The sequence below is a fragment of the Mixta hanseatica genome (assembly GCF_023517775.1).
GTDB lineage: Bacteria > Pseudomonadota > Gammaproteobacteria > Enterobacterales > Enterobacteriaceae > Mixta > Mixta hanseatica.
The window spans coordinates 904,847-928,159 of record NZ_CP082904.1 but is presented as its reverse complement, the minus strand read 5'-3'; the positions used below and the strand labels follow the sequence as shown (position 1 = coordinate 928,159).

General features: G+C 55.4%; 20 protein-coding genes and 1 pseudogene. 11 read left to right on the top strand and 10 right to left on the bottom strand.

The annotated features are described in order from the left end of the window. Window positions 1–165: 165 nt before the first annotated feature. The 5 genes and pseudogenes from K6958_RS04310 to hrpB all read right to left on the bottom strand — a co-directional run. Window positions 166–1,191 (bottom strand): annotated as a pseudogene (locus K6958_RS04310) (methyl-accepting chemotaxis protein); the annotation flags it as partial. 315 nt (window positions 1,192–1,506) lie between these two features. Next, window positions 1,507–2,204, bottom strand: a protein-coding gene (locus K6958_RS04305; protein ID WP_103215986.1) for an IS1-like element IS1A family transposase whose coding sequence is annotated in 2 segments (ribosomal slippage) — window positions 1,507–1,955 and window positions 1,955–2,204 — 699 coding nt in all. Because the reading frame shifts where the segments join, the coding sequence is not laid out codon by codon here. Between the two features lie 33 nt (window positions 2,205–2,237). After that, a complete protein-coding gene (locus K6958_RS04300) occupies window positions 2,238–2,912 on the bottom strand; it encodes a hypothetical protein (RefSeq protein WP_249893508.1) in 675 nt (224 codons plus the stop codon). A gap of 380 nt (window positions 2,913–3,292) precedes the next feature. After that, the gene (gene mrcB, locus K6958_RS04295; RefSeq protein ID WP_249893507.1) at window positions 3,293–5,827 is read right to left on the bottom strand and encodes a bifunctional glycosyl transferase/transpeptidase; all 2,535 of its coding nucleotides are present in this window, start codon (window positions 5,825–5,827) and stop codon (window positions 3,293–3,295) included. Window positions 5,828–5,916: 89 nt separating this feature from the next. Beyond that, complete coding sequence (gene hrpB / locus K6958_RS04290) at window positions 5,917–8,358, bottom strand: ATP-dependent helicase HrpB (protein ID WP_249893506.1); 2,442 nt, start codon at window positions 8,356–8,358, stop codon at window positions 5,917–5,919. A gap of 76 nt (window positions 8,359–8,434) precedes the next feature. Between hrpB and thpR the strand changes: the two genes are divergently transcribed. The 9 genes from thpR (at window position 8,435) to panD (ending at window position 15,436) form a co-directional block, all read left to right on the top strand. After that, window positions 8,435–8,968 carry an RNA 2',3'-cyclic phosphodiesterase gene (gene thpR / locus K6958_RS04285; RefSeq protein WP_249893505.1) on the top strand — a complete coding sequence of 178 codons (534 nt, stop codon included), beginning with the start codon at window positions 8,435–8,437 and terminating at the stop codon, window positions 8,966–8,968. Beyond that, entirely contained in the window at window positions 8,965–9,669 is a 705-nt protein-coding gene (gene sfsA / locus K6958_RS04280; protein ID WP_249893504.1) for a DNA/RNA nuclease SfsA, read from the top strand. The genes thpR and sfsA overlap by 4 nt, the downstream gene beginning before the upstream one ends. 176 nt (window positions 9,670–9,845) lie before the next feature. Beyond that, on the top strand, window positions 9,846–10,301 hold the full coding sequence (gene dksA / locus K6958_RS04275) for an RNA polymerase-binding protein DksA (RefSeq protein WP_013507920.1): 456 nt from the start codon (window positions 9,846–9,848) through the stop codon (window positions 10,299–10,301). A gap of 66 nt (window positions 10,302–10,367) precedes the next feature. Continuing rightward, window positions 10,368–11,294: a tRNA glutamyl-Q(34) synthetase GluQRS gene (gene gluQRS, locus K6958_RS04270; RefSeq protein WP_249893503.1), complete on the top strand. Its 927-nt coding sequence runs from the start codon at window positions 10,368–10,370 to the stop codon at window positions 11,292–11,294. Between the two features lie 37 nt (window positions 11,295–11,331). Then, a complete protein-coding gene (gene pcnB / locus K6958_RS04265; protein ID WP_249894595.1) occupies window positions 11,332–12,738 on the top strand; it encodes a polynucleotide adenylyltransferase PcnB in 1,407 nt (468 codons plus the stop codon). Beyond that, window positions 12,735–13,214 (top strand): 2-amino-4-hydroxy-6-hydroxymethyldihydropteridine diphosphokinase, encoded by a 480-nt coding sequence (gene folK, locus K6958_RS04260; RefSeq protein WP_249893502.1) that lies wholly within the window; start codon window positions 12,735–12,737, stop codon window positions 13,212–13,214. Before pcnB ends, folK begins: the two co-directional genes overlap by 4 nt. A gap of 108 nt (window positions 13,215–13,322) precedes the next feature. After that, complete coding sequence (gene panB / locus K6958_RS04255; protein WP_249893501.1) at window positions 13,323–14,117, top strand: 3-methyl-2-oxobutanoate hydroxymethyltransferase; 795 nt, start codon at window positions 13,323–13,325, stop codon at window positions 14,115–14,117. A 14-nt stretch (window positions 14,118–14,131) separates the two neighbouring features. Then, entirely contained in the window at window positions 14,132–14,986 is an 855-nt protein-coding gene (panC, locus tag K6958_RS04250; RefSeq protein ID WP_249893500.1) for a pantoate--beta-alanine ligase, read from the top strand. Between the two features lie 69 nt (window positions 14,987–15,055). Continuing rightward, window positions 15,056–15,436: an aspartate 1-decarboxylase gene (panD, locus tag K6958_RS04245; RefSeq protein WP_249893499.1), complete on the top strand. Its 381-nt coding sequence runs from the start codon at window positions 15,056–15,058 to the stop codon at window positions 15,434–15,436. 42 nt (window positions 15,437–15,478) lie between these two features. Here panD and K6958_RS04240 read toward each other — a convergent pair whose 3' ends face one another. The 3 genes from K6958_RS04240 to K6958_RS04230 form a co-directional block, all read right to left on the bottom strand. Continuing rightward, on the bottom strand, window positions 15,479–16,051 hold the full coding sequence (locus tag K6958_RS04240; RefSeq protein ID WP_249893498.1) for a DUF1349 domain-containing protein: 573 nt from the start codon (window positions 16,049–16,051) through the stop codon (window positions 15,479–15,481). Window positions 16,052–16,201: 150 nt separating this feature from the next. Continuing rightward, on the bottom strand, window positions 16,202–16,972 hold the full coding sequence (locus K6958_RS04235) for an ABC transporter permease (RefSeq protein ID WP_085067952.1): 771 nt from the start codon (window positions 16,970–16,972) through the stop codon (window positions 16,202–16,204). Then, complete coding sequence (locus K6958_RS04230) at window positions 16,969–17,895, bottom strand: ABC transporter ATP-binding protein (RefSeq protein WP_249893497.1); 927 nt, start codon at window positions 17,893–17,895, stop codon at window positions 16,969–16,971. Before K6958_RS04230 ends, K6958_RS04235 begins: the two co-directional genes overlap by 4 nt. A gap of 113 nt (window positions 17,896–18,008) precedes the next feature. Here K6958_RS04230 and can point away from each other — a divergent pair, with 113 nt between their 5' ends. After that, window positions 18,009–18,671 (top strand): carbonate dehydratase, encoded by a 663-nt coding sequence (can, locus tag K6958_RS04225; protein WP_249893496.1) that lies wholly within the window; start codon window positions 18,009–18,011, stop codon window positions 18,669–18,671. Window positions 18,672–18,749: 78 nt separating this feature from the next. Here the strand turns inward: can and hpt are convergent, their stop codons facing one another. After that, window positions 18,750–19,286, bottom strand: a complete 537-nt coding sequence (gene hpt, locus K6958_RS04220; protein WP_249893495.1) for a hypoxanthine phosphoribosyltransferase — start codon at window positions 19,284–19,286, stop codon at window positions 18,750–18,752. Between the two features lie 249 nt (window positions 19,287–19,535). Between hpt and K6958_RS04215 the strand changes: the two genes are divergently transcribed. Continuing rightward, window positions 19,536–20,819, top strand: coding sequence for a cystathionine gamma-synthase family protein (locus K6958_RS04215; RefSeq protein ID WP_249893494.1), 1,284 nt, complete (start codon window positions 19,536–19,538; stop codon window positions 20,817–20,819). A gap of 855 nt (window positions 20,820–21,674) precedes the next feature. On the opposite strand, the gene cueO is transcribed toward K6958_RS04215, so the two are convergent. Continuing rightward, complete coding sequence (gene cueO / locus K6958_RS04210; protein ID WP_249893493.1) at window positions 21,675–23,297, bottom strand: multicopper oxidase CueO; 1,623 nt, start codon at window positions 23,295–23,297, stop codon at window positions 21,675–21,677. Between the last annotated feature and the right edge of the window lie 16 nt (window positions 23,298–23,313).

Here is a 23,313-nt window from a genome sequence, read left to right as displayed (position 1 = left end):
AGCTTTAGAGCGGTGCCCGGGGCGCTATGAGTCAGATCAAAAAACGGGCGCATCCTGAATGCGCCCGAATTAACCTTTTCCCTGTTTGCGGTGTTGCTTTGCTGCTGATGCTGTTATTAGTGTCTGGAAGGGCGAGATGATAATGCAGCCCTGCCCTGAGCCGCTTTATTCCGTTTTGCTGGTGCGAAACACTGAGATAACCTCACGCAATGTTCTTGCTCGCTCAGCCAGCGAACCTGAAGCCGCTGCCGATTGCTCTACCAGCGCGGCGTTCTGCTGAGTTGAGCTGTCCATCTGATTAACGGCGATGCTGATCTGCGAAATCCCGGCGCTTTGCTCTTTCGAGGAAGAAGAAATATCTTTAACCATCTGCGCAGTCTGTTCGATAGAGGTTACGCTCTGGTTCACTTTCGTCCGGGCGTCCTGCACCATAGTAATGCCCTGCATCGAATGCACTACCGACTGTTCAATCAGCTGTTTGATTTCGCGAGCGGCAGTAGCTGAACGCTGCGCCAACGCACGTACTTCAGCGGCTACTACGGCAAAACCTTTACCATGCTCGCCCGCGCGCGCCGCTTCCACCGCGGCATTCAGCGCCAGTATATTGGTTTGAAAAGAGATGCCGTCAATCACGCCAATGATTTCCTGGATTTGTCCGGCGCTGTTATTGATCTGCTCCATTGAGGTTTTGACCGACTCCATCGCTTCCCCGCCGCTTAATGCCGCTTCGGTCGCTTCCTGCGCCATTTCAGCGGCGTGACGCGTATTATCCGCATTTTGACCAATAATAGAGGTCAGCTGTTCCATGCTGGCCGCCGTTTCGGCAAGCGATGAGGCCTGGCTTTCCGTCCGTTCAGAAAGATTCTGGTTGCCGCTGGCGATCTCTTCCGAAGAGTGGGCGATAACGTCCGAACTTTCCTGAATAGAGTAAACTAAATTCGACAGGCGATGCGTCATTTCGCTTAATGAACGCAACAGGGAAGCCGTTTCATTATTGCCTTCCACCTGAATAATATGGGTTAAATCGCCGCTGGCGACCTTCTGCGCAATGCGGGTCGCTTCATTCAACGGACGGGTTACCGTTTTTACAATAAATACGGTAAAGGCAACCATCAATAATGCCAGTACGATTAGCGAGCCCAATAACCATAGTTGTGAAAGACGTTTAGCGCCGGCCTGTTTATCCAGCATTTGTGAAAGTTCATCGGCTGCTGCCAGGCCAATACGTTCATATTTAGCTAAAACAGAGTCGAAGCGCAGCATATAATCGCTTTCACTCAGTTTAATCGCCTGCCGGTGGGTAAAGATATTATCTGCGATCTGAAGCACAGCGGCAGTTTCTTTCCATAGCTGATCGACCGGCTGGGCTAATTTTGTTTTTAACTCATCGTTCAGAATAAAGGTTTTATCAAAGTATTTATGGAATATATCCAGCGATCTTTTCGCTTGCTCTATTTGATAAGAAACACGGACATAATCCGCCTCTTTCTTGGTAATGACTCCAACTTATTGATAGTGTTTTATGTTCAGATAATGCCCGATGACTTTGTCATGCAGCTCCACCGATTTTGAGAACGACAGCGACTTCCGTCCCAGCCGTGCCAGGTGCTGCCTCAGATTCAGGTTATGCCGCTCAATTCGCTGCGTATATCGCTTGCTGATTACGTGCAGCTTTCCCTTCAGGCGGGATTCATACAGCGGCCAGCCATCCGTCATCCATATCACCACGTCAAAGGGTGACAGCAGGCTCATAAGACGCCCCAGCGTCGCCATAGTGCGTTCACCGAATACGTGCGCAACAACCGTCTTCCGGAGCCTGTCATACGCGTAAAACAGCCAGCGCTGGCGCGATTTAGCCCCGACATAGCCCCACTGTTCGTCCATTTCCGCGCAGACGATGACGTCACTGCCCGGCTGTATGCGCGAGGTTACCGACTGCGGCCTGAGTTTTTTAAGTGACGTAAAATCGTGTTGAGGCCAACGCCCATAATGCGGGCAGTTGCCCGGCATCCAACGCCATTCATGGCCATATCAATGATTTTCTGGTGCGTACCGGGTTGAGAAGCGGTGTAAGTGAACTGCAGTTGCCATGTTTTACGGCAGTGAGAGCAGAGATAGCGCTGATGTCCGGCGGTGCTTTTGCCGTTACGCACCACCCCGTCAGTAGCTGAACAGGAGGGACAGCTGATAGAAACAGAAGCCACTGGAGCACCTCAAAAACACCATCATACACTAAATCAGTAAGTTGGCAGCATCACCTCTTTCTTCACGTTATTGGTCGCTAAAAATTCCGCACCGCTGCCGCGCACCTGAGCGAGGCCGGTCATCATTTCCGGTACGCGGGTAAAGGTACTCAACATCAGCTGATAGCTGTCCAAATCCGCATCGAGCGACAGCTGTGAAAAATCGAGTAGGTCTACGGAAACGTCCAGCAATGAGGCCATTAATTTTTCATGACTTAAGTTGTTGTCACTCAGCGTGAAGGCGGGATTATTCAGGCTGCGCTGCAGCTCTGCCCATTCATCAATGGTGCTTTGCATCTTTTTCATAGCAAATTTGGCCTGCGACGTAGTCAACGTGTTAAGCAATGAAGTCTGCAGCTTTTCTATCTGGCTTATTTCTGCTGAAAGGGCTGACGACATGTTTTTCTGCTGGGAAATGACGATATGACTTTCATGCCAGTGACGCTGGTACGCATCAAGTAAGGTTAATAACTGCTTTGCTGTTGGAATACCGTTTATCTCCTGCTGCTTCACATCAATAGCTTGATTGCCTTGATTAAGCAACAGCGCGGTAGGTAAAAGAAACAGTGCGAGGGCGAAAATGCCCAGCATCGCTAACTTAGCGGATAGGTTGATATTTTTTAAGAGATTGCCCACAGTAAATTCCTTTTCATTAATAATGATGCCCACATCTTTCGATTCTGCTGGCTAAAAGCGCTAAGCAATATTACAAAAGGTTAAGCGCTTTGGAAAAATCCGATAATTGGCCGACTTAATAAAGCAAAAGAAAATTAGCAAGCAGATGGACCGCAAACTGCTTTTTAACGGACCAGCTATTGCCTGAAAAAAAATAACACAGCAATTTCTCACAAAGCAATAAAAAACAACCGCACAGTTTACTTAAGGGGGAACAAACAAGATCTTAAATAGGTTTAATTGCTTAAATAAAACCTAAGGCCTTATTTAACCGCCCTGTGATATTAAATAAAGAGCTTTAAACCAAAAGCTCGCTATAAAAAACGGGCGCTCCTTCAGGATGCGCCCGTTTTTTTATGGCTCAGTAACGCGGTTTAATCACCGCCAAACATATCCTTGATCCATCCGGCAACGCCATCGCTATCCTGCTTTTGCTGCGGCTGTTGCTGCGGTTGCTGCTGCTCCATTTGCTGCTGCTGTTGCTGCTGCTGTTGCTGCTGCTGTTGCTGCATCTGTTGCTGCATCTGCTGCTGACAAAGCGCTGTCGCATCGGTGGTCCAAACCGGTAGCGTACGCCAGCCGCTACTGCCGGTATCACAGACAAAGTTGCCGGCAGAATCGACCGCCATCGAAGCAATATCCTCCGGCGGCGTCAGCACCAGAGGCATCGGCGACTGATTATCCAGATAGCGACGATAGAGCTGCATCGCACCAGAAGAGCCATAGAGCTTCGTCGGTTGGTTATTGTCGCGTCCTACCCAGGTAATCGCTACCTCTTTGCCATCCACACCGGCAAACCAGCTGTCGACCTGATTGTTAGTGGTGCCGGTTTTCCCGGCAAGGTGCGCATTAGGATACCTTGCGCCCAACGCATGCGCGGTGCCGCGCGCCGCCACCTGCTGCATGGTATACAGCGTCAGATAAGCCGCTTGCGCCGGTTCAACGCGCTCCGCCTGCGGGAAACTCTGATACAGCACGCTGCCATCTTCGGCAATCACCGAGCGCACGGCCGAGAGCAGCGCGCGATTACCGCCGCTGGCAATCGACTGAAACGCCTGCGCCACTTCAACCGGCGTCAGGTTTAGCGCACCCAGCAGCATGGCCGGCACCGGATGCAGCTGATCCTTCGGCAGCCCCAGTTTGACCCAGGTATTCGCCACGTTGTCCAACCCCAGCGTCATCCCCAGGTTTACCGTAGGAACGTTCATGGAGTTAGTCAGTGCATCCACCAACATGACTTTACCACTAAAGCGACGATCGTCGTTCTGCGGTTTCCATACCTGCCCGTTTGGCTGCTTCAGTGCGATCGGTTCATCGGCAATCCAGGTATTCAGACGCCAGGTATCAGGCTGCGACAGCGCCGTCAGATAGGTGGCCGGTTTAGCCAGCGAGCCGATAGAGCGACGCGCCTGCATGGCGCGGTTATAGCCGGCAAATTGCGGATCGGCCCCGCCGACCATCGCCCGAACTTCGCCGCTAAAGCGATCGACAATCACCATCGCGGTTTCCAGATCCTTCAGGCCGCGCTGTTTTTTCAGCGCCGGAATGCCCTCTTCCACCGCTTTTTCCGCCGCGTCCTGCGAAACCGGATCGAGCGTGGTGAAAATTTTCACCCCGGAGAGATCTTTCACTTTATCCCCTAGCTTCGCCTGCAGTTCGCCGCGAACCATCTGCATAAAGGCGGGCTGCGGGGTAATCACGCCGCCTTTTGGCTGCACACCAAGCGGTCGGGCGCTGAGCATGTCATACAGCTCCTGGTCGATCACCTTCTGCTGTTGCAACAGACGCAACACCAGGTTGCGACGCTCCAGCGATAGCTTCGGATTGCGCCATGGGTTATACAGCGATGCGCCTTTAACCATACCCACCAGCAGCGCCTGCTGATCGAGGCTCAGTTCATCAACCGGACGCCCAAAGTAATAGAGGCTGGCCAGCGGGAAGCCGCGGATCTGATCGTTACCCGCCTGTCCGAGATAGACTTCGTTCAGATAGAGTTCAAGAATGCGATCTTTGCTATAACGCGCATCCATGATCAGCGCCATATAGGCTTCGTTGGCTTTACGCCACAGGGAACGCTTGTTGGTGAGGAACAGGTTTTTCACCAACTGCTGCGTCAACGTACTGCCACCCTGCACCGCGCGGCCAGCGGTGATATTCGCCAGGAATGCACGGCCAATTGAATAGAAGCTGATACCGTCATGCTCATAGAAATGGCGATCTTCAGTAGCAATCAGCGTATCGACCAGCAGATCGGGAAAACCGGCACGCGGCACAAACAGACGCTGCTCACCGTTAGGCGATTGCAGCATGGTAATCAGGCGCGGATCGAGCCGGAAGAAACCAAAGTCGCGTCCGTTATCAAGGTTCTTAATTTCACTCAGCGAGTCGTTGCTGAAGGTCAGCCGTGCGCGGATCTGCCCTTCTTTACTGTCAGGAAAATCAAACGGCCGGCGGATCATTTCAATGCTGTTGGCCTGTACGGTAAATTCCCCGGGACGCGTCATCCGCGTAACCTGGCGATACTGTGTGCCTTCCAGCAGCGCAATCATCTCTTTTTTGTTATAGGCCATGCCCGGCTCAAGGCTGACCATCCGACCATATACCGCCGCCGGCAGTTGCCAGACTTTGCCGTCAATACGGCTGCGGATTTCCGAGTCGAGGTAAACGCCGTAAGCGGCCATCACCACCACAGCCACGATAAATAGCTTAATTAACCATCCCAGCCATTTTCTTTTTTTGCTGCGTGTTTGCCGCCCTTTTCCTTTACGTGGCACCGCTCTTTCCTCCTGGTCATCATCATTCTGTTCGTCGTTATATTCTTCCCTGCGGCGTCCCGGTCCGCCCGATTGACGTGGCGGTTTAGGCTGTTTTCCTTTACGCCCGATAGGTTCGCGATCGTTCCCAGACATTCGTTTCATTTCTCCAGGTAATGGCCGGCTACTCTGTTCTTACTGCTCTATTTCGAAAAGCAGAACCCTCTGAAATCAGCGCTGCCTTGCTACTGCGGCGCAGCATATTTTTTGGTACGGCGCGTAGGTAACGCGCTGGCCGGATCGTCAGGCCAGGCATGTTTGGGATAGCGTCCCTTCATCTCTTTCTGCACCTGTGGATACGCGCCCTGCCAGAAAGCTGCGAGATCGCGAGTGATCTGCAGTGGCCGCTGCGCAGGTGATAACAGCTCCAGCACCAGCGCCACGCGCCCTTCCGCAATCGTCGGGTTTTGCGCCTCGCCGAACATTTCCTGCAGGCGCACCGCCAGCGCGGGCGGCTTCTCGCTATCGTAGCGAATCGGCAGACGGCTGCCGGTCGGCACAGTGTAATGAGTTGGTAGCGCACTATCCAGCCGCTGACGTTGTGACCATGTGAGCAAATGTAATAAAGCGCCGACCAGGCTAACCTGACGTAAACCTTTCATATCGCGTACGCTGCGCATTTCCGGCAGCAGCCAGCTTTCCAGCGTGGCGAGCAGCGCCTCATCATCCATCGCCGGCCACTTTTCCTCCGGCAGCCACTGCGCAGCGCACTGCAGACGAAGCCGCAGCTGCTGCGCTTCCGGCGTCCAGTTAAGCACTTCCAGCCCCTTTTCGCGGATCCAGCGCAGCATCGCCGGATGCAGCACGTCCACGTCAGGCTTCGCCAGCGGCTGCGATTTCAGCGCCAGCACGCCGATTTTATCGCGCTGCCAGGCGCGCAGCGTGGCTTTGGCCTCGTCCCATTCGATATCGGTTTCGCTACGCACCAGGCCGGGATAGTCGCGCTGCAGCGTATGGATATCCACCGGCAGCGCCAGCAGGATACGCGCCTCGGTCTGCGCATCGCCCTGCAGTAGCTGCGGCGCGATCAGCCATTCATGCCGCGTCAGGCCATCTTCATGATCGAGCATCGCACCCGGGCCGCCCGCCAGCTGGTAGCGTCCGCTTTCACCACGTCGGCGCGCCAGGCGATCGGGGAAGGCCTGCGCCAGCAGCATGGGCGCCAGCGCCGCGTCCGGGTGACCGCCCGCGACGTTCAGCCGTTTTTGCAGCTGGCGAGCGCGTTGCTGCCAGCCCGTATGCGGGGTAAACAGATGATCAAGCAGATTACGACTGCCCTGACGCGGCGGTTCTTCGAGGATAGCGGCCAACCGGGCGGCGGTCGCCTGCGCATCGCGATCGTGGGCGGCGGTTAATAACGCCGCCAGCCGCGGCTCGCTGCCCAGCTTCGCCATAGCACGGCCCTGCGCCGTCAGCTGATCGTTCTCGCCCAGAGCGCCCAGCATCCGCAGCAGCGTTTGCGCCGCCAGCAATGCAGGTGCTGGCGGCGCATCGATCCAGTTCAGTTGCGCGGCGTCATGGCAGCCCCACTGCAACAGATCCAGCCACAGCGCGCTGAGATCGCTTTGCAGGATCTCCGGCTCGCTCTGAGCGGCGGCGCGTTCCGCCTGTTCGCGGCCGATCAAATGTAAACAGATGCCGGGCGCTAAACGTCCGGCGCGTCCGGCGCGCTGCGTCATTGAGGCCTGGCTGATACGCTGAGTTTGTAACCGCGTAATGCCGCTGCGCGCATCGAAACGCGCCGAGCGCTCCAGCGCGCTGTCCACCACCAGACGAATGCCATCGATGGTTAAGCTGGTTTCGGCGATGTTGGTCGCCAGCACCACTTTGCGTTTGCCCGGCGGCGCCGGCAGAATCGCCCGTCGCTGTGCCGCCAGCGGCAGCGCGCCATACAACGGACACAGCTCAATATCGCTACCGACGCGCTGCGCCAGCTGGTTTTTGACCCGCTCGATTTCCCCGACGCCGGGCAAAAACAGCAGCAGTGAACCGCTCTCTTCACGCAACAGCTGGGCCACTTCGCGCGCGATCGCCTCATCGAACGGCAACTGCGCCGGCAGGCTGGCGTAGCGGCGCTCAACCGGAAAACTGCGCCCTTCGGAAACGATCAACGGCGCGGCGGGCAAACGCGCGCTTAGGCGTGCGTTATCCAGCGTAGCGGACATAATTAACAGACGCAGATCGTCGCGCAGCCCCTGCTGTACATCCAACAACAGCGCCAGCGCCAGATCGGCCTGCAAACTACGCTCATGAAACTCATCAAGGATAACCAGCCCTACGCCGTCCAACATTGGGTCCTGCTGCAGCATACGCGTCAGGATACCTTCGGTAACCACTTCTAACCGGGTGGCGGGCCCAACGCGGCTGTCGGCGCGCATGCGATAGCCTACGGTTGCGCCAGGCTCTTCACCCAGTTGCTCCGCCAACCGCTGCGCCACGTTACGTGCCGCCAGACGACGCGGCTCCAGCATAATAATGCGCCCGGCAATGTCGCCCTGCTGCAACAGCCGCAGCGGCAGCCAGGTGGATTTACCTGCGCCCGTCGGCGCAGCCAGCAATACCTGCGGCGCCTGTTTTAACGCCGCCAGCACCTCTGGCAGCACGGCGCTTACCGGTAATTCACTCAAACGAAACTCCGTCCAGCATTGGTCTTATGATGGTGCGCATTGTAGCATTCCTCTGTGTTGTTTACCGGAGAGTGTTATGAGCGCACGTCGTCTCTTTTTCGGCATCGGTTTACCCAAACCGCTACAGCAGCAGCTGGTTCGCTGGCGCGCCGAACAGTTTCCCGAGGAGGCTGGCCGCCCGGTGGTGGCCGCCAGCCTGCATATTACGCTGGCGTTCCTGGGCGAAATCAGTGATGAAAAGGCGCAGGGGCTGCAACAGCTGGCCGGACGTATTCGCCAGCCTGCGTTTACTCTGCATCTGGATGATGCCGGTCACTGGCCGCGCCCCGGCGTAGTGTGGCTCGGCTGTCGTCAGGCGCCGCGCGGCCTGCTGCAGCTGGCGGAGATGCTGCGCGCTCAGGCGGCGCGCAGCGGCTGTTATCAAAGCCCGCAACCGTTTCATCCGCACATTACGCTGCTGCGCAATGCGACCCGCCCGGTCGCTCTGCCGCCGCGCAATTTTCATTGGCAGTTTACGGTGGATCATTTTTCTTTATACCAGTCGGTTTTCGCCCAGGGACGAACCCGCTATCGCGCGCTGCAAAGCTGGCCGCTGCAGGAGAAGCTATGAATTTTCAACCGGCATTGCGTCCGGCGCGGCTGATAAGCCGTTATAAACGTTTTCTTGCCGACGTCGTCACACCGGAAGGCGAAACATTAACGATACACTGCGCCAATACCGGCGCGATGACCGGCTGCGCGACGCCTGGCGATACCGTCTGGTACTCTACTTCTACCAGCCTGACGCGCAAATATCCGCACAGCTGGGAGCTGACGGAAACGCAAACCGGTCATCTTATCTGCGTTAATACGCTGCGTGCGAATCAGCTGGTACGCGAAGCGCTGGCGGCAGAGAAAATTGCAGAATTATCTGGTTACCCGCAGCTGCGGGCTGAAGTGAAATATGGCGCAGAACGTAGCCGAATCGATTTTCTGCTGCAGGCGCACAACAGGCCTGAGTGCTATATTGAAGTGAAATCCGTAACGCTGTTACAACAGGGTAAAGGATACTTTCCGGATGCGGTGACCGTTCGGGGCCAGAAGCACCTGCGTGAACTGGCCAGCATCGCCCAGCGGGGCGAACGCGCGGTTATGTTATTTACTGTTTTGCACTCGGGGATTGAGGACGTAGCCCCCGCGCGTCATATTGATGTGCGTTACGCAGAACAACTGGCACAGGCACAACAGAGCGGGGTGGAGATCCTCTGTTATAAGGCGCAGTTATCACCGGCGGGCATGTGGCTGAATCAGCGGATAAACCTGGCGTTGTAATATTTTGTGCGATTTGCTGTGATAGAAAGTAGCGTTGCGCTAAATACGCTGTTCCTCACAGGCTTGTCAAGACATGTTCAGGAATAATTGCCAACCTTGACTGCTTCTGTTATTTATAGCGGCCTGTTTTTTTCCCCTCTGGGGATCGATAGTGCGTGTTATCCAGGAGAAACAACATGCAAGAAGGGCAAAACCGTAAAACATCGTCCCTGAGTATTCTCGCCATCGCTGGGGTGGAGCCGTACCAGGAGAAACCGGGCGAAGAGTATATGAACGAAGCCCAGCTGTCTCACTTCAGGAAAATCCTAGAAGCGTGGCGTAATCAACTCAGGGATGAAGTCGATCGTACGGTATCTCATATGCAGGACGAAGCCGCTAACTTCCCCGATCCGGTCGACCGTGCCGCTCAGGAAGAAGAGTTCAGCCTCGAACTGCGCAACCGCGACCGCGAGCGTAAACTGATCAAAAAGATCGAGAAGACTCTGAAAAAGGTGGAAGACGACGATTTCGGCTACTGTGAATCCTGTGGCGTTGAAATCGGTATTCGTCGCCTTGAAGCGCGTCCGACCGCCGATCTTTGCATCGATTGTAAAACGCTGGCGGAAATCCGCGAAAAACAAATGGCCGGCTAACGGCACGTTAAAAGCAGTGCGGGCGGGATGATTATCCCGCCTCGCTGCTATTACGTGAAAGCGGTTATGTCAACATCCTGTACAGGACGTTTTGCTCCCTCCCCTTCCGGTGAACTTCACTTCGGCTCGCTTATTGCCGCGCTTGGCAGCTATCTGCACGCCCGTGCTCAGGGCGGCCGCTGGCTGGTTCGCATCGAAGATATCGATCCGCCGCGTGAAGTGCCCGGCGCCGCTACCGCTATTCTGCATCAGCTGGAACACTACGGCCTGCACTGGGACGGTGAAGTGGTATGGCAATCGCAACGGCATCAGGCCTACCGCGACGCGCTGGAGTGGCTGCGTCAGCATCGACAAAGCTACTACTGCACCTGTACCCGTAGCCGTATTCAGCAGATTGGCGGCTTTTATGATGGACACTGCCGCGACCTGCACCTTGGCCCGCAGCAGGCGGCGTTGCGTCTGCGTCAGCGGCAGCCGGTTTATCAGTTCGATGATTTACTGCGCGGCGCGGTACGCGTCGAGCCCGCGCTGGCGGAAGAAGACTTTATTATTCACCGCCGCGACGGGCTGTTCGCCTATAACCTGGCGGTAGTAGTGGACGACCATTTTCAGGGCGTGACGGAAATCGTGCGCGGCGCGGACTTAATCGCGCCAACGGTACGGCAGATTGCGCTCTGGCGGCAGCTGGGCTGGCAGGAACCGGCTTATCTGCATTTGCCGCTGGTGCTGAATCATGACGGCAACAAACTGTCGAAGCAGAACCATGCCCCTGCCCTGCCGGATGGCGATCCGCGTCCGGTGCTGGTAAAGGCGCTGCGTTTTCTGGGACAAAGCACGCCGGAAAACTGGCAGGATATAACAACCACGCAGCTGTTAGCGCTGGCCGTTGCGCAGTGGGATTTGGCAAAAGTGCCGCGCGATGACGCGCTGGCCGCCATTGAAACGACAACACCATTCTCAAATGGTTCGCAACAGGCTATGATTAGCCGCTGATTTTACCACCGAATTATCGTCATTATCGAGGTGTCCTATTTTTACCCGAGTAGCTAATTTTTGCCGTAAAGTTCTGAGTCGTGAAGACACGGCGCTGGCAGAGGTTGAGGAAGACGAACTGCAGATGACCGTCATCCCTCGTGAAAGTCACAACATCTCGCGCAAAGACATTAGCGAAAACGCCCTGAAAGTTCTTTATCGCCTGAATAAAGCGGGCTATGAAGCCTATCTGGTGGGCGGTGGTGTCCGTGACCTGCTGCTGGGTAAAGCGCCGAAAGATTTTGATGTGACCACCAACGCCACGCCGGAGCAAATGCGTAAGCTGTTCCGCAACTGTCGTCTGGTTGGCCGTCGCTTCCGTCTTGCGCACGTGATGTTTGGCCCGGAAGTGATCGAAGTGGCCACTTTCCGCGGTCATCATCAGGCTGAAGAAGACAGCAACGCCCAGCGCGGCCAAAACGGCATGCTACTGCGCGACAACATCTTCGGCACCATTGAAGATGACGCCCAGCGCCGTGATTTAACCATCAACAGCCTTTACTACAGCGTAGCTGACTTTAGCGTGCGCGATTATGTCGGCGGCCTGCAGGATCTGCAGCAGGGTATCATCCGCCTGATTGGCGATCCGGAAACGCGCTATCGTGAAGATCCGGTCAGGATGCTGCGCGTGGTGCGCTTTGCCGCCAAGCTGGATATGACCATCGCGGAAACCACCGCCGAGCCGATTCCGCGTCTTGCCACGCTGCTGAACGATATTCCTCCGGCGCGTCTGTTTGAGGAAGCGCTGAAGCTGCTGCAGGCGGGCTACGGTTATAAAACCTACCTGCTGCTGCGCGAATACCAGCTATTCCAGCCGCTGTTCCCGATTCTGAGCCGCGGCTTTACCGAGCATAGCGACAGCCAGATGGAGCGGATGCTGGCGCAGGTATTGAAAAATACTGATACGCGCATTCAAAACCAGATGCGGGTTAACCCAGCCTTCCTGTTCGCCGCAATGTTCTGGTACCCGCAACTGGAAAACGCCCAGCGTATCGCTCAGGAAAGCGGCCTCGCCTATTACGACGCTTTTGCATTGGCCATGAATGATGTGCTGGATGAAGCGTGCCGTTCGCTGGCGATCCCGAAACGCATTACCACGCTGGTGCGTGATATCTGGCAGTTACAGCTGCGGATGTCGCGTCGTCACGGTAAGCGTGCGATTAAGCTGATGGAGCATCCTAAGTTCCGCGCCGCATACGATTTGCTGGCGCTGCGCGCTGAGGTGGAAAACAATGCGGAGCTACAGCGTCTGACGAACTGGTGGGGCGAATTCCAGGCCGCCGCGCCGCCGCAGCAGAATCATATGCTGAAAAATCTTGGCGATGAGCCAGTACCGCGCCGCCGTCAGCGTCGTCCGCGCAAACGTCCCGCCGCTCCGCGCCGCGATAACAGCAGCAACGTATGATCCGCGTCTATCTTGCCTTAGGCAGCAATCTGGCCGATCCGCTGCATCAGGTGCGTAACGCGCTTGATGCGCTGGATGCCATTCCGCAAACGCGACGGGCGGCGGTCTCGTCGTTTTACCGTACCCCGCCCTACGGGCCGCCCGATCAGCCGGACTACCTTAACGCCGCCGTGGCGCTCGACAGTGAACTCTCGCCAGAGGCGCTGCTTGACCATACGCAGCGCATTGAACTGGAGCAGGGCCGGGTGCGTAAAGCGGAGCGTTGGGGCCCGCGCACGCTCGATCTGGATATCTTGCTGTTTGGCGATCGGGTGCTCAATACGCCGCGCTTGACGGTGCCCCATTACGATATGCATAACCGCGCTTTTATGCTGGTGCCGCTGCTGGAAATCGCCCCGCAGGCCCGGCTGCCTGATGGCCGCTATCTTGCTGATATCGTAGAAAAACTTGATTGCAGCGCCATCCACCGCTGGTAAAATCGCCGCCGCCTGTCAGGCGGCCTCTTGCCGTTACGATAAGAAGTTTCCTCTGACCGTCCCGATCCTTTACACTGCGCCCACCAGAACGTAGATACTGAGGTTGTCATGAAACCCACCACTATTTCGCACCTGCGCCAGTGGAAACAGGCAGGCAAAAAATTTGCCTCCATCACCGCCTACGATTTCAGCTTTGCCCGTCTGTTCGCCGATGAAGGCATGCAGGTGATGCTGGTCGGCGATTCACTGGGCATGACGGTGCAGGGACATGAATCCACGCTGCCGGTGACGGTAGACGATATCGCTTATCACACCGCTGCGGTACGCCGTGGCGCGCCGCATTGCCTGCTGCTCGCCGATTTGCCGTTTATGAGTTACGCCACGCCGCAGCAGACCTGTGAAAATGCGGGCCAGCTGATGCGCGCCGGCGCCAATATGGTGAAGCTGGAAGGCGGCGCCTGGCTGGCGGATACCGTGCGTATGCTAACGGAGCGCGCGGTGCCGGTGTGCGGTCATCTGGGCCTGACCCCGCAGTCGGTCAATATCTTTGGCGGTTATAAAGTCCAGGGGCGCGATAGCGAAGCGGCGGATCGTCTGCTTGCCGACGCGCAGGCGCTGGAGGCGGCCGGCGCTCAGCTGATGGTGCTGGAATGCGTGCCGGTGGCGCTGGCGCAGCGCGTCACCCAGGCGCTGAACATTCCGGTTATTGGCATCGGCGCCGGTAACGTCACCGACGGACAAATTCTGGTTATGCATGACGCTTTTGGCATTACCGGCGGTCATATACCTAAGTTTGCGAAAAATTTCCTTGCCGAAACCGGTGATATTCGCGCCGCCGTGCGTCAGTATATTCAGGAAGTGGAAGAGGCAAGCTATCCCGCCGCTGAGCACAGTTTCCAGTGAACAGGAGAAAGTCCGTGTTGATTATCGAAACGTTGCCGATGTTACGCCGTGAAATCAGGCGCTGGCGTCAGGAAGGCAAACGCATTGCGCTGGTGCCGACCATGGGCAACCTGCATGAAGGCCATATGACGCTGGTGGATGAAGCGCGTGAACGCGCCGACATCGTAGTAGTAAGCATTTTCGTAAACCCAATGCAGTTCGATCGAGCTGAAGATCTGGCGCGCTATCCGCGTACGCTACAGGAAGACTGTGAAAAGCTGAACCGTGCGCGCGTTGATTTGGTGTTTGCGCCAGCACCTGGCGATGTCTATCCCAAAGGTCTGGATACGCAAACCTTTGTCGAGGTGCCAGGGCTTTCTACTCTGCTGGAAGGCGCCAGCCGTCCCGGCCATTTCCGTGGCGTTTCCACTATCGTCAGTAAGCTGTTTAACCTGGTGCAGCCGGATCTGGCCTGCTTCGGCGAAAAGGATTATCAACAGCTGGCGCTGATCCGCAAGATGGTGGCGGATATGGGTTACGATATTGATATTATCGGCGTGCCAACGGTACGCGCGAAAGATGGCCTGGCGCTCAGTTCGCGCAACGGCTATCTGACCGCTGACGAGCGTAAGCTGGCGCCGGCGCTAAGCCAGGCGATGAAGGCGATGGCGGCGAAGCTGGCCAACGGCGAGCGACATGTCGAAGAGATTATCGAAAGTGCCGAATCCGAGCTGCGTGATAAAGGATTAACGCCGGATGGCCTGGCCATCTGCGATGCTGAAACGCTGCTGCCGCTGAATGTAGACAGCCAGCGCGCGGTAATTCTGATGGCCGCATGGTTGGGCAAAGCCCGTCTGATTGACAATCAAACGGTTGATCTGACCCAGTAGACAAGCGTCAGTAATCCATGAATACTGTCGCTCATCTTTTGATTCGTTGCAGAACAAGGTAACAAAGATATGGTACGCACCATGCTGCAAGGCAAGCTGCATCGGGTGAAGGTCACACAGGCTGACCTGCATTACGAAGGTTCCTGCGCCATCGATCAGGATTTTCTCGACGCTTCCGGCATCCTACAGTACGAAGCGATCGATATTTATAACGTGACCAACGGCCAGCGTTTCTCCACCTATGCGATTGCCGCCGAGCGCGGCTCGAAAATTATCTCGGTGAACGGCGCGGCCGCCCGCTGCGCCTGTGAAGGCGATATTCTGATTATCTGCTCTTACGTGCAGATGTCAGATGAAGAAGCGCGTCAGTGGCAGCCCAAAGTGGCTTATTTCGAAGGTGATAATCAGATGAAGCGCCTGGCGAAAGCCGTGCCGGTGCAGGTTGCCTGATTTCCGCGGCGGGGCAGCCCTGCCCCGCCCGTTTATTCATCTTTAGCTTAAATCATGTAGCGCTTTGCCATTGGGCGGCGTCAGGCTTATTTCACTAAATTCCACTTCCAGCCCGGCGCGCTCCGGCGTACAGCACATCACGCCCACCTGATAACGCGCGGCGTTGACAATCGGGCATAGCCTCAGCAACGGCCAGTTTACGCCATCAGTGGAATATTGCAGCCGCAGAGCGCTGTCGCGCAGCGTTAAACGCATCCAGAAATCGCGCGCATCGCCGCTAAACGGACCGGTTGCCCAGTCAGAACCGCCCTGCGTCAAAACGCTGCCCATCGCCGGCTGACCATCGTTATATTCAATCCCCGCTTTCAGCCAGTGCTGCTCATCGGCCATAAACATAATGCCCGCCTGATCGTAAAGCGTATGGAAATCAGCGCGTATACGCGCCTGGAAAGTAAAATCTTCCTGCACTTCTCTGGCCCAGAAGTGGCCGCTAAAGCGGGTAAAACCGTACCAGGTTTCCCGCCAGAAATCGGTTTGACCGTCGGTGACGACATGTAAACGGGCGTTCTCATGGTGCCAGACGGCTGGCTCGTTAATCCAGTGAAACTGCGGCATAGCACACCTTTATTTTTTTACCGCTGATAGCCTGGCATAAGCGATAAAATCGTACAAATGAACCAATCCAGATTGCGAGGCGTATCGCAGGCTTTTTGCTGGTGGCAGGCAAAAAAAACGCGCTCCGAAGAGCGCGTTCAGTATCCGATATCAGGTGCGTAAGCCGCGCCCGCGCTGTATCAGCGTCCAGGCGAGAATATAAAACACCACGATAAAAGCGATCAGCACTGAGAGCGTAAAGACCAGCGGAACATCGTTGATGCCTAAAAAGCCGTAACGGAAGCCGCTAATCATATAGACCACCGGATTGAGCTTGGATACCGCCTGCCAGAACGGCGGCAGCAGCGTCAGCGAATAAAAAACGCCACCCAGGTAAGTTAACGGCGTCAGGACAAAGGTCGGGATCAGGCTGATATCGTCAAAGGTACGGGCAAATACCGCATTCAGCAGGCCCGCCAGAGAAAACATAATCGCCGTCAACAGCAGCGTTACCGCCACCATCAGCCACGAATGCACATGAAACGGCACAAAAAAGAGCGATACCGCGGTAACCAGAATCCCCACACAGATCCCGCGCGCCACGCCGCCGCCGACGTAACCGGCAATCACGATATGCGTGGGCACCGGCGCCACCAGCAGCTCTTCGATATTGCGTTGAAACTTGGCGCTAAAGAAAGAGGATGCCACGTTGGCGTAGGCGTTGGTGATCACCGCCATCATAATCAGCCCCGGCACGATAAACTGCATATAGCTGAAGCCGTGCATATCGCCGATACGCGAGCCAATCAGGTTACCGAAAATAATAAAGTAGAGCGTCATGGTGATCACCGGCGGCACCAGCGTCTGGATCCAGATGCGGGCGAAACGGTTAATCTCTTTGGCCCAGATGCTTTTCAGCGCGACCCAGTATAAGTGCATCATGCGTGACCTCCCGTTTTTCCCTGCACCAGACTGACAAACAGCTCTTCCAGGCGGTTCGCCTTGTTACGCATACTGAGCACCTGCACGCCCTGCGCGCTAAGCTGGCTGAACACGCTGTTCAGGCCCTGCTCGCGCATCACCTCAACTTCCAGCGTCGAGGTATCCAGCAGCCGGTACTGGAAGCCTTCCAGCTTCGGCAACGCGCTTTTCGCCGCCAAATCGAGGATAAAAGTTTCCGATTTAAGCTTGGAAAGCAGCCCTTTCATTGAGGTGTTCTCAACCAGCTCGCCGCTTTGAATGATGCCGATATTACGACACAGCATTTCGGCTTCTTCCAGATAGTGGGTGGTAAGAATAATAGTTGTGCCCTGAGCGTTCAGCTCTTTCAGGAATACCCACATTGAACGGCGCAGCTCGATATCGACGCCTGCGGTCGGCTCATCAAGAATTAGCAGCTTGGGCTGATGCATCAGCGCGCGCGCGATCATCAGGCGGCGCTTCATCCCGCCGGAAAGCATACGCGCCCGCTCGTTGCGTTTATTCCACAGATCGAGCTGGGTCAGATATTTCTCTGCTCGCTGCTGCGCTTCGCGACGTTCTACGCCGTAGTAGCCCGCCTGGTTAACCACAATCTGTAATACGGTTTCAAACGGGTTAAAGTTAAATTCCTGCGGCACCAGCCCCAGCTGACGCTTGGCGTTGACCACATCTTTTTCCAGGTCATAGCCAAAGACGCGAACCCGGCCACCGCTTTTGTTAACCAGTGAACTGATAATGCCAATGGTGGTTGATTTACCAGCGCCGTTCGGCCCCAGCAACGCATAAAAATCGCCCGCCTCTACCGCCAGATCGATCCCTTTCAGCGCCTGCACGCCGCCGGGATAGGTCTTGGTGAGCTTTTCAAGTTCCAGTGCATACGTCATAGAGAAGTTGCTTACCCTGTTTTGTTAACTGTCGTTTTTTACCGTTTAAAATTGCCGGATGTTGTCCTATAGTACGGCAACGCATATTTGCTTGTTACAGATCGATAACCATTATGAAAGATATTGATACACTCATCAGCAACAACCGCGAATGGTCCAAACTTCTGGTTGAAGAAGACCCGGGCTTCTTTGAGCGCCTTGCTCTGGCGCAAAAACCGCGCTTTTTATGGATTGGCTGTTCCGATAGCCGCGTTCCGGCCGAGCGCTTAACCGGCCTGGAGCCAGGCGAGCTGTTTGTTCACCGTAACGTAGCGAACCTGGTGATTCATACCGACCTCAACTGTCTCTCCGTGGTGCAATACGCGGTAGAGGTGTTAGAGGTGGAACATATCATCATTTGTGGACACTACGGATGCGGTGGCGTACAGGCGGCGGTGGAAAACCCGGAACTGGGCCTAATCAACAACTGGCTGCTGCATATCCGTGATTTGTGGTACAAGCATAGCTCGTTACTTGGCGAACTGCCGCCAGAGAAACGCTTTGATAAGCTTTGTGAAATCAACGTTATGGAGCAGGTATATAACCTGGGCCACTCAACCATTCTGCAATCAGCGTGGAAACGCGGGCAGAAAGTGACCATTCACGGCTGGGTGTACGGCATCCACGATGGCTGCCTGCGCGATCTGGAAGTGACCGCCACCAACCGCGAACTGCTTGAACAGCGTTACCGTCACGGCATTGCTAACCTGCTGAATCACCCTGAAAGCCATCGCTAATCAGCGGCGGCATGATAGCCTGTCCCGCAACCGCTATCTTTAATCGATTGTGCTGTCTCGGCAGCACAATCGCCCGGATTACTCCTCCAGCATCACCACTTTGCCGATGTAAGGCAGATGACGATAGCGCTGTGCATAGTCAATGCCGTAGCCGACAACGAATTCATCAGGAATAGAGAAGCCGATATATTCCACGTTTACCGCGACTTCACGGCGTGAAGGCTTATCCAGCAGGGTACAAATCGCCAGCGATTTAGGTTCGCGCAGGCTGAGAATTTCCCGCACTTTGCTCAGCGTATTACCGGAGTCGATAATATCTTCCACAATCAGCACATCTTTCCCGCGAATATCCTCATCCAAATCTTTCAGGATTTTCACATCACGACTGCTGGACATGCCGCTGCCGTAGCTGGATGCGGTCATAAAATCGACTTCGTGTGGGACATCAATGGTACGGCACAGGTCAGCCATAAACATAAAAGAGCCGCGTAGCAGGCCTACCAGCACCATGTCGCTGCCGCTGTCGCGGTAGTGCTCGGTGATCTGTTGACCCAGCTCGGCGATACGATTGCGAATCTCCGCTTCGGAGATCATAACTTCAACGGTGTGTTTCATAGCTTCAGGCTTCGTCATCTGTCGAAAGCAGCGAAGTCTATCATATTTCGTGCGGCAAATATCCCAGCGCGGTCAACGTTTGCCTGCGGCAAAAAATAGACATACAGACTGCTAACCATCCAAAAACCGTTATTTAATGATGTTTTTAGTTGTAAAGTTAGAACGTTAAGTCATTTATCAGCCGATGATCGACTGTGGTAGCGTAAGCTCAATTTATGATGTCAGACGGCTTCATCGCCAGGAGAGCTTATGTGTGCAGCCCAGACGAAAAAAAACCATATCGGCAACCGTCCGCTACAGCCGGAAACCCAGATGCTGAATTACGGTTACGATCCGGCGTTATCTGAAGGCGCGGTGAAACCACCGGTATTTTTGACCTCGACATTTGTTTTCAAAAGCGCTGAAGACGGCCGTAACTTTTTCGATTATGTTTCAGGCCGACGTGAGCCGCCGGCGGGCTTATCGGGCGGGCTGGTCTATTCGCGCTTTAATCATCCTAACAGCGAGATTGTCGAGGACCGGCTGGCAGTCTATGAGCGGGCGGAAAGCAGCGTACTGTTCTCTTCAGGCATGTCGGCTATTTCCACTACCCTGCTGGCGTTTGTTCGGCCTGGCGACGTTATCCTGCACTCACAGCCGTTATACGGCGGCACGGAAACCTTACTTAGCAAAACCTTTAATCAGCTTGGCGTAGCGGCCGTGGGCTTTAGCGATGGTCTGGATGAGGAGAAAGTGCAGGAAGCCGCCGACCAGGCGATCGCAACTGGCCGCGTCGCGGTCATTCTTATTGAAACGCCCGCCAACCCTACCAACAGCTTGGTGGATATTGCGTTGATTCGCCGCGTGGCGGATAAGATTGAGCAGCAACAGGGCTCTCGTCCGATTATCGCCTGCGACAATACGCTGCTCGGCCCGCTGTTCCAGCGCCCGCTGGAACACGGCGCGGATATTTCGCTCTATTCGCTGACGAAATATGTCGGTGGTCATTCCGATCTGATCGCCGGCGCGGCGATGGGCAGTAAAGTGCTGATGAATCAAGTCCGCGCTCTGCGCAGCGCCATCGGCACCCAGCTGGATCCGCATTCCAGCTGGATGTTGGGCCGTTCGCTGGAGACGCTATCGCTGCGGATGGAAAAAGCCAACAGCAATGCCGCAGCGGTAGCTCATTTTTTACGCGCTCATCAGAAAGTAGAAAAGCTGCACTATCTCTCGTTTCTGGATAGCGATTCCCCGGCGGGTAAAACCTTTCAGGCACAGAGCAGCGGCGCCGGTTCCACCTTTTCTTTTGATATACGCGGCGGCCAGCAAGCTGCCTTTCGTTTCCTGAACGCGCTACAGCTGTTTAAGCTGGCGGTAAGCCTGGGCGGCACCGAATCGCTCGCCAGCCATCCGGGCAGCACCACCCATTCCGGGGTGCCTGCTGAAGTACGTCAGCGTATCGGCATTGGCGAAGCGACCATTCGCTTGTCGATCGGCATCGAGAACAGCGACGATTTGATTGAGGATTTACGGCTGGCGCTAGAGCAGGCGTAAGCCTGCGACAATCATCAATAATCAGGGCGGCGTTCGGTATGAATCCGCTTTTTTACCACTGAAGGCCACGTTCAACCGGTTAAAAATGCGTAATGGGTGGGAAGCTCAGTCTGGATGTAGAGCTACCGACGGGTAAAAGAATTGCATTTAACATCTGACGGTTAATTCACAGCCGCATTTATTGCGGCTCTTCTCCTGTGCATCATATCCAATTTTTTAGTTTCGGTTTATTCACGCAGGCGCAGGGAGCCGTGATAAGTACCGTAACCTGTCAACGTTTTAACTTTTTGAGCGCGGTTTTTATCAGCCAATAAAAAAACTAGCGCATAAACGCCAACAACGATAATCAGCGAAAGGAACGTAACCTGATCTGAATCTGGTTCGTAGATATCAGCCTGATAGCGGCTGAATAGTTGATGGGAATGGTCAACGATTCAGGTAGTAAACGAGTAAAGCGGCATGCCGTAGCAAGATAAAAGGAAAGCCACAAGAAAACAGATCGCAAAGCCCACGGCTTTTTTAACGTATTTTGCAGTTTGCAAAGTTGTGCTCTCCCTGCACGTCGACATAACCATACGCCATCAATCCATTGCGTGAGCCAGGCACGCGAATTTTATGTGCCTTGAGTAACACATTTCTTACGGTATAAAAATCGGGGCGCTGAACGAATGTTATGCACTCATGGCTTCCACCTGATTTGCATAAACATACTCCTTTATGTTGTAAGCAGGCCAATGTTACTACGCCTGCACATAAAAAAGCCGGGCTATATGCTGCTTAATACCTGTTTTCCAGCTGCGACATATTAAAGGGCGCAACGCTCAACCGTTGCGCCCTTTGCAAGCCAGTTCACTATTACTCAACGGTAAAGCCCAGCATCATGCCGGTATCTTCATGCTCCAGCAAATGGCAGTGCGCCATATAGGCATGCTGGGCGCTGGCCTGATGGTTAAAGCGCACCAGCACTTCGCTACGCCAGCCTTCCACATGCACCGTATCTTTCCATCCCTGACGATGCGGCGCAGGCGGCTTGCCGTTTTCTGAAAGAATGCGAAACTGCGTGCCGTGAATATGGAAAGGATGCAGCATCGCATCGCCCTCACCGGAAATGGTCCATTTTTCCAGCTGACCCTGCTTCACGGCAAACATCGGTTTATTCATATCAAAAGCAAGGCCGTTGATTTTATTTCCGTTGTGGAAATCATAGCCGGAAGCGCTCTGATGCGACATATCCGCCATTGCATGATCGTGACCGTTTGACGCCTGCTGATGCGCCATCGCCTGATGATGGTGACCGGCGGCATTGGATTGTGGCGCCGCTGCGTGTCCTTTCATCTCATGTCCGGCCATCGCCTGCTTGCCATACTTCTGTTGCAGCGTCTGCATGCCCAGCCGATCAAGCTGGGGATCCATCATCAGCTGAAGCCAGCGTCCCGGCAGATTATCGCTGGCGGGCAGCGGCGGCAGGGTGGCAAGTTTGTCCGGCAGCGAGCCGCTGGCCATCACCCGCAGCGGCAAAATATGTAATACCGGCAGCGGCGCATCAAACGGCGCCAGCGTCATGCCCATCTGTTTAACTGGCAAGGTCACCAAATCAAACGCTTTGCCGTTGCTGGCATCGACTAATACTTCAAAACGCTCGCCCGGCAACAGCATTAGCGTCTCTACCTGTACCGGCTCCGCCAGCAGGCCGCCATCGCTGGCGATAACATACAACGTGCGCTTATCGCTGGCCGCCAGATTCAGCGTGCGCGCATTGCAGCCGTTTAGCAGCCGTAAACGTAGCCAACCGCGCGGCACCGCCTGCTGCGGATAAGGCACGCCGTTGGTCAGCATCAGATTGCCAAACCAGCCGACTGCGGCACGCATCACATCCAGTTGATAATCGATCCCGGTGCCCTCTGCCGTGAGCTGTTTATCCTGCAAGACAATCGGAATATCATCCACGCCCCACTGCTTCGGCAGCAGTAATTTTTCAGATTCCTCATCACGCAGCACCACCAGCCCGGCCAGACCCTGCGCCACCTGATAACCGGTGGTACCGTGCTGGTGCGGATGAAACCAGCAGGTTGCCGCTGGCTGATCGGGCGTAATAGAAACCGTACGCTGGCTGCCGGGCGCGATGGCGGCCTGCGGCCCACCGTCTACTTCCCCTGGCACCTCCAGCCCGTGCCAGTGCACCGTTGTCGCCTGCGGCAGACGGTTTTCCATCAGCACTTTTAGCGTTTTGCCGCGCGTCATCTCAATCGCCGGCCCCAGCAACGCGCCGTTATAGCCCCAGGTATTCACTGCTTTGCCGTTCCAGTGGCTGGTGCCGGTCTGAGCAATCAGACGCACCGCGCCATGAATATCGGGCGTCAGCAGATCGGGAATCGGCAGCGCCGGGCGGCCAGCGGCCAGCGCACGGCCTGACCAGAAGGGGAGCAGACCCGCGGCGCTCAGCGCTGCGGTAAGTTTAAGAAAGTCGCGGCGTTGCATGATGGCGTCCTTAATC

Coding starts and splice junctions, on each gene's coding strand:
- K6958_RS04240 (WP_249893498.1), bottom strand. CDS start 16,051: ATGCCGCAGTTTCACTGGATTAACGAGCCAGCCGTCTGGCACCATGAG.
- K6958_RS04230 (WP_249893497.1), bottom strand. CDS start 17,895: ATGACGTATGCACTGGAACTTGAAAAGCTCACCAAGACCTATCCCGGC.
- K6958_RS04215 (WP_249893494.1), top strand. CDS start 19,536: ATGTGTGCAGCCCAGACGAAAAAAAACCATATCGGCAACCGTCCGCTA.
- panB (WP_249893501.1), top strand. CDS start 13,323: ATGAAACCCACCACTATTTCGCACCTGCGCCAGTGGAAACAGGCAGGC.
- K6958_RS04235 (WP_085067952.1), bottom strand. CDS start 16,972: ATGATGCACTTATACTGGGTCGCGCTGAAAAGCATCTGGGCCAAAGAG.
- sfsA (WP_249893504.1), top strand. CDS start 8,965: ATGAATTTTCAACCGGCATTGCGTCCGGCGCGGCTGATAAGCCGTTAT.
- folK (WP_249893502.1), top strand. CDS start 12,735: ATGATCCGCGTCTATCTTGCCTTAGGCAGCAATCTGGCCGATCCGCTG.
- mrcB (WP_249893507.1), bottom strand. CDS start 5,827: ATGTCTGGGAACGATCGCGAACCTATCGGGCGTAAAGGAAAACAGCCT.
- gluQRS (WP_249893503.1), top strand. CDS start 10,368: ATGTCAACATCCTGTACAGGACGTTTTGCTCCCTCCCCTTCCGGTGAA.
- hpt (WP_249893495.1), bottom strand. CDS start 19,286: ATGAAACACACCGTTGAAGTTATGATCTCCGAAGCGGAGATTCGCAAT.
- cueO (WP_249893493.1), bottom strand. CDS start 23,297: ATGCAACGCCGCGACTTTCTTAAACTTACCGCAGCGCTGAGCGCCGCG.
- can (WP_249893496.1), top strand. CDS start 18,009: ATGAAAGATATTGATACACTCATCAGCAACAACCGCGAATGGTCCAAA.
- dksA (WP_013507920.1), top strand. CDS start 9,846: ATGCAAGAAGGGCAAAACCGTAAAACATCGTCCCTGAGTATTCTCGCC.
- panD (WP_249893499.1), top strand. CDS start 15,056: ATGGTACGCACCATGCTGCAAGGCAAGCTGCATCGGGTGAAGGTCACA.
- thpR (WP_249893505.1), top strand. CDS start 8,435: ATGAGCGCACGTCGTCTCTTTTTCGGCATCGGTTTACCCAAACCGCTA.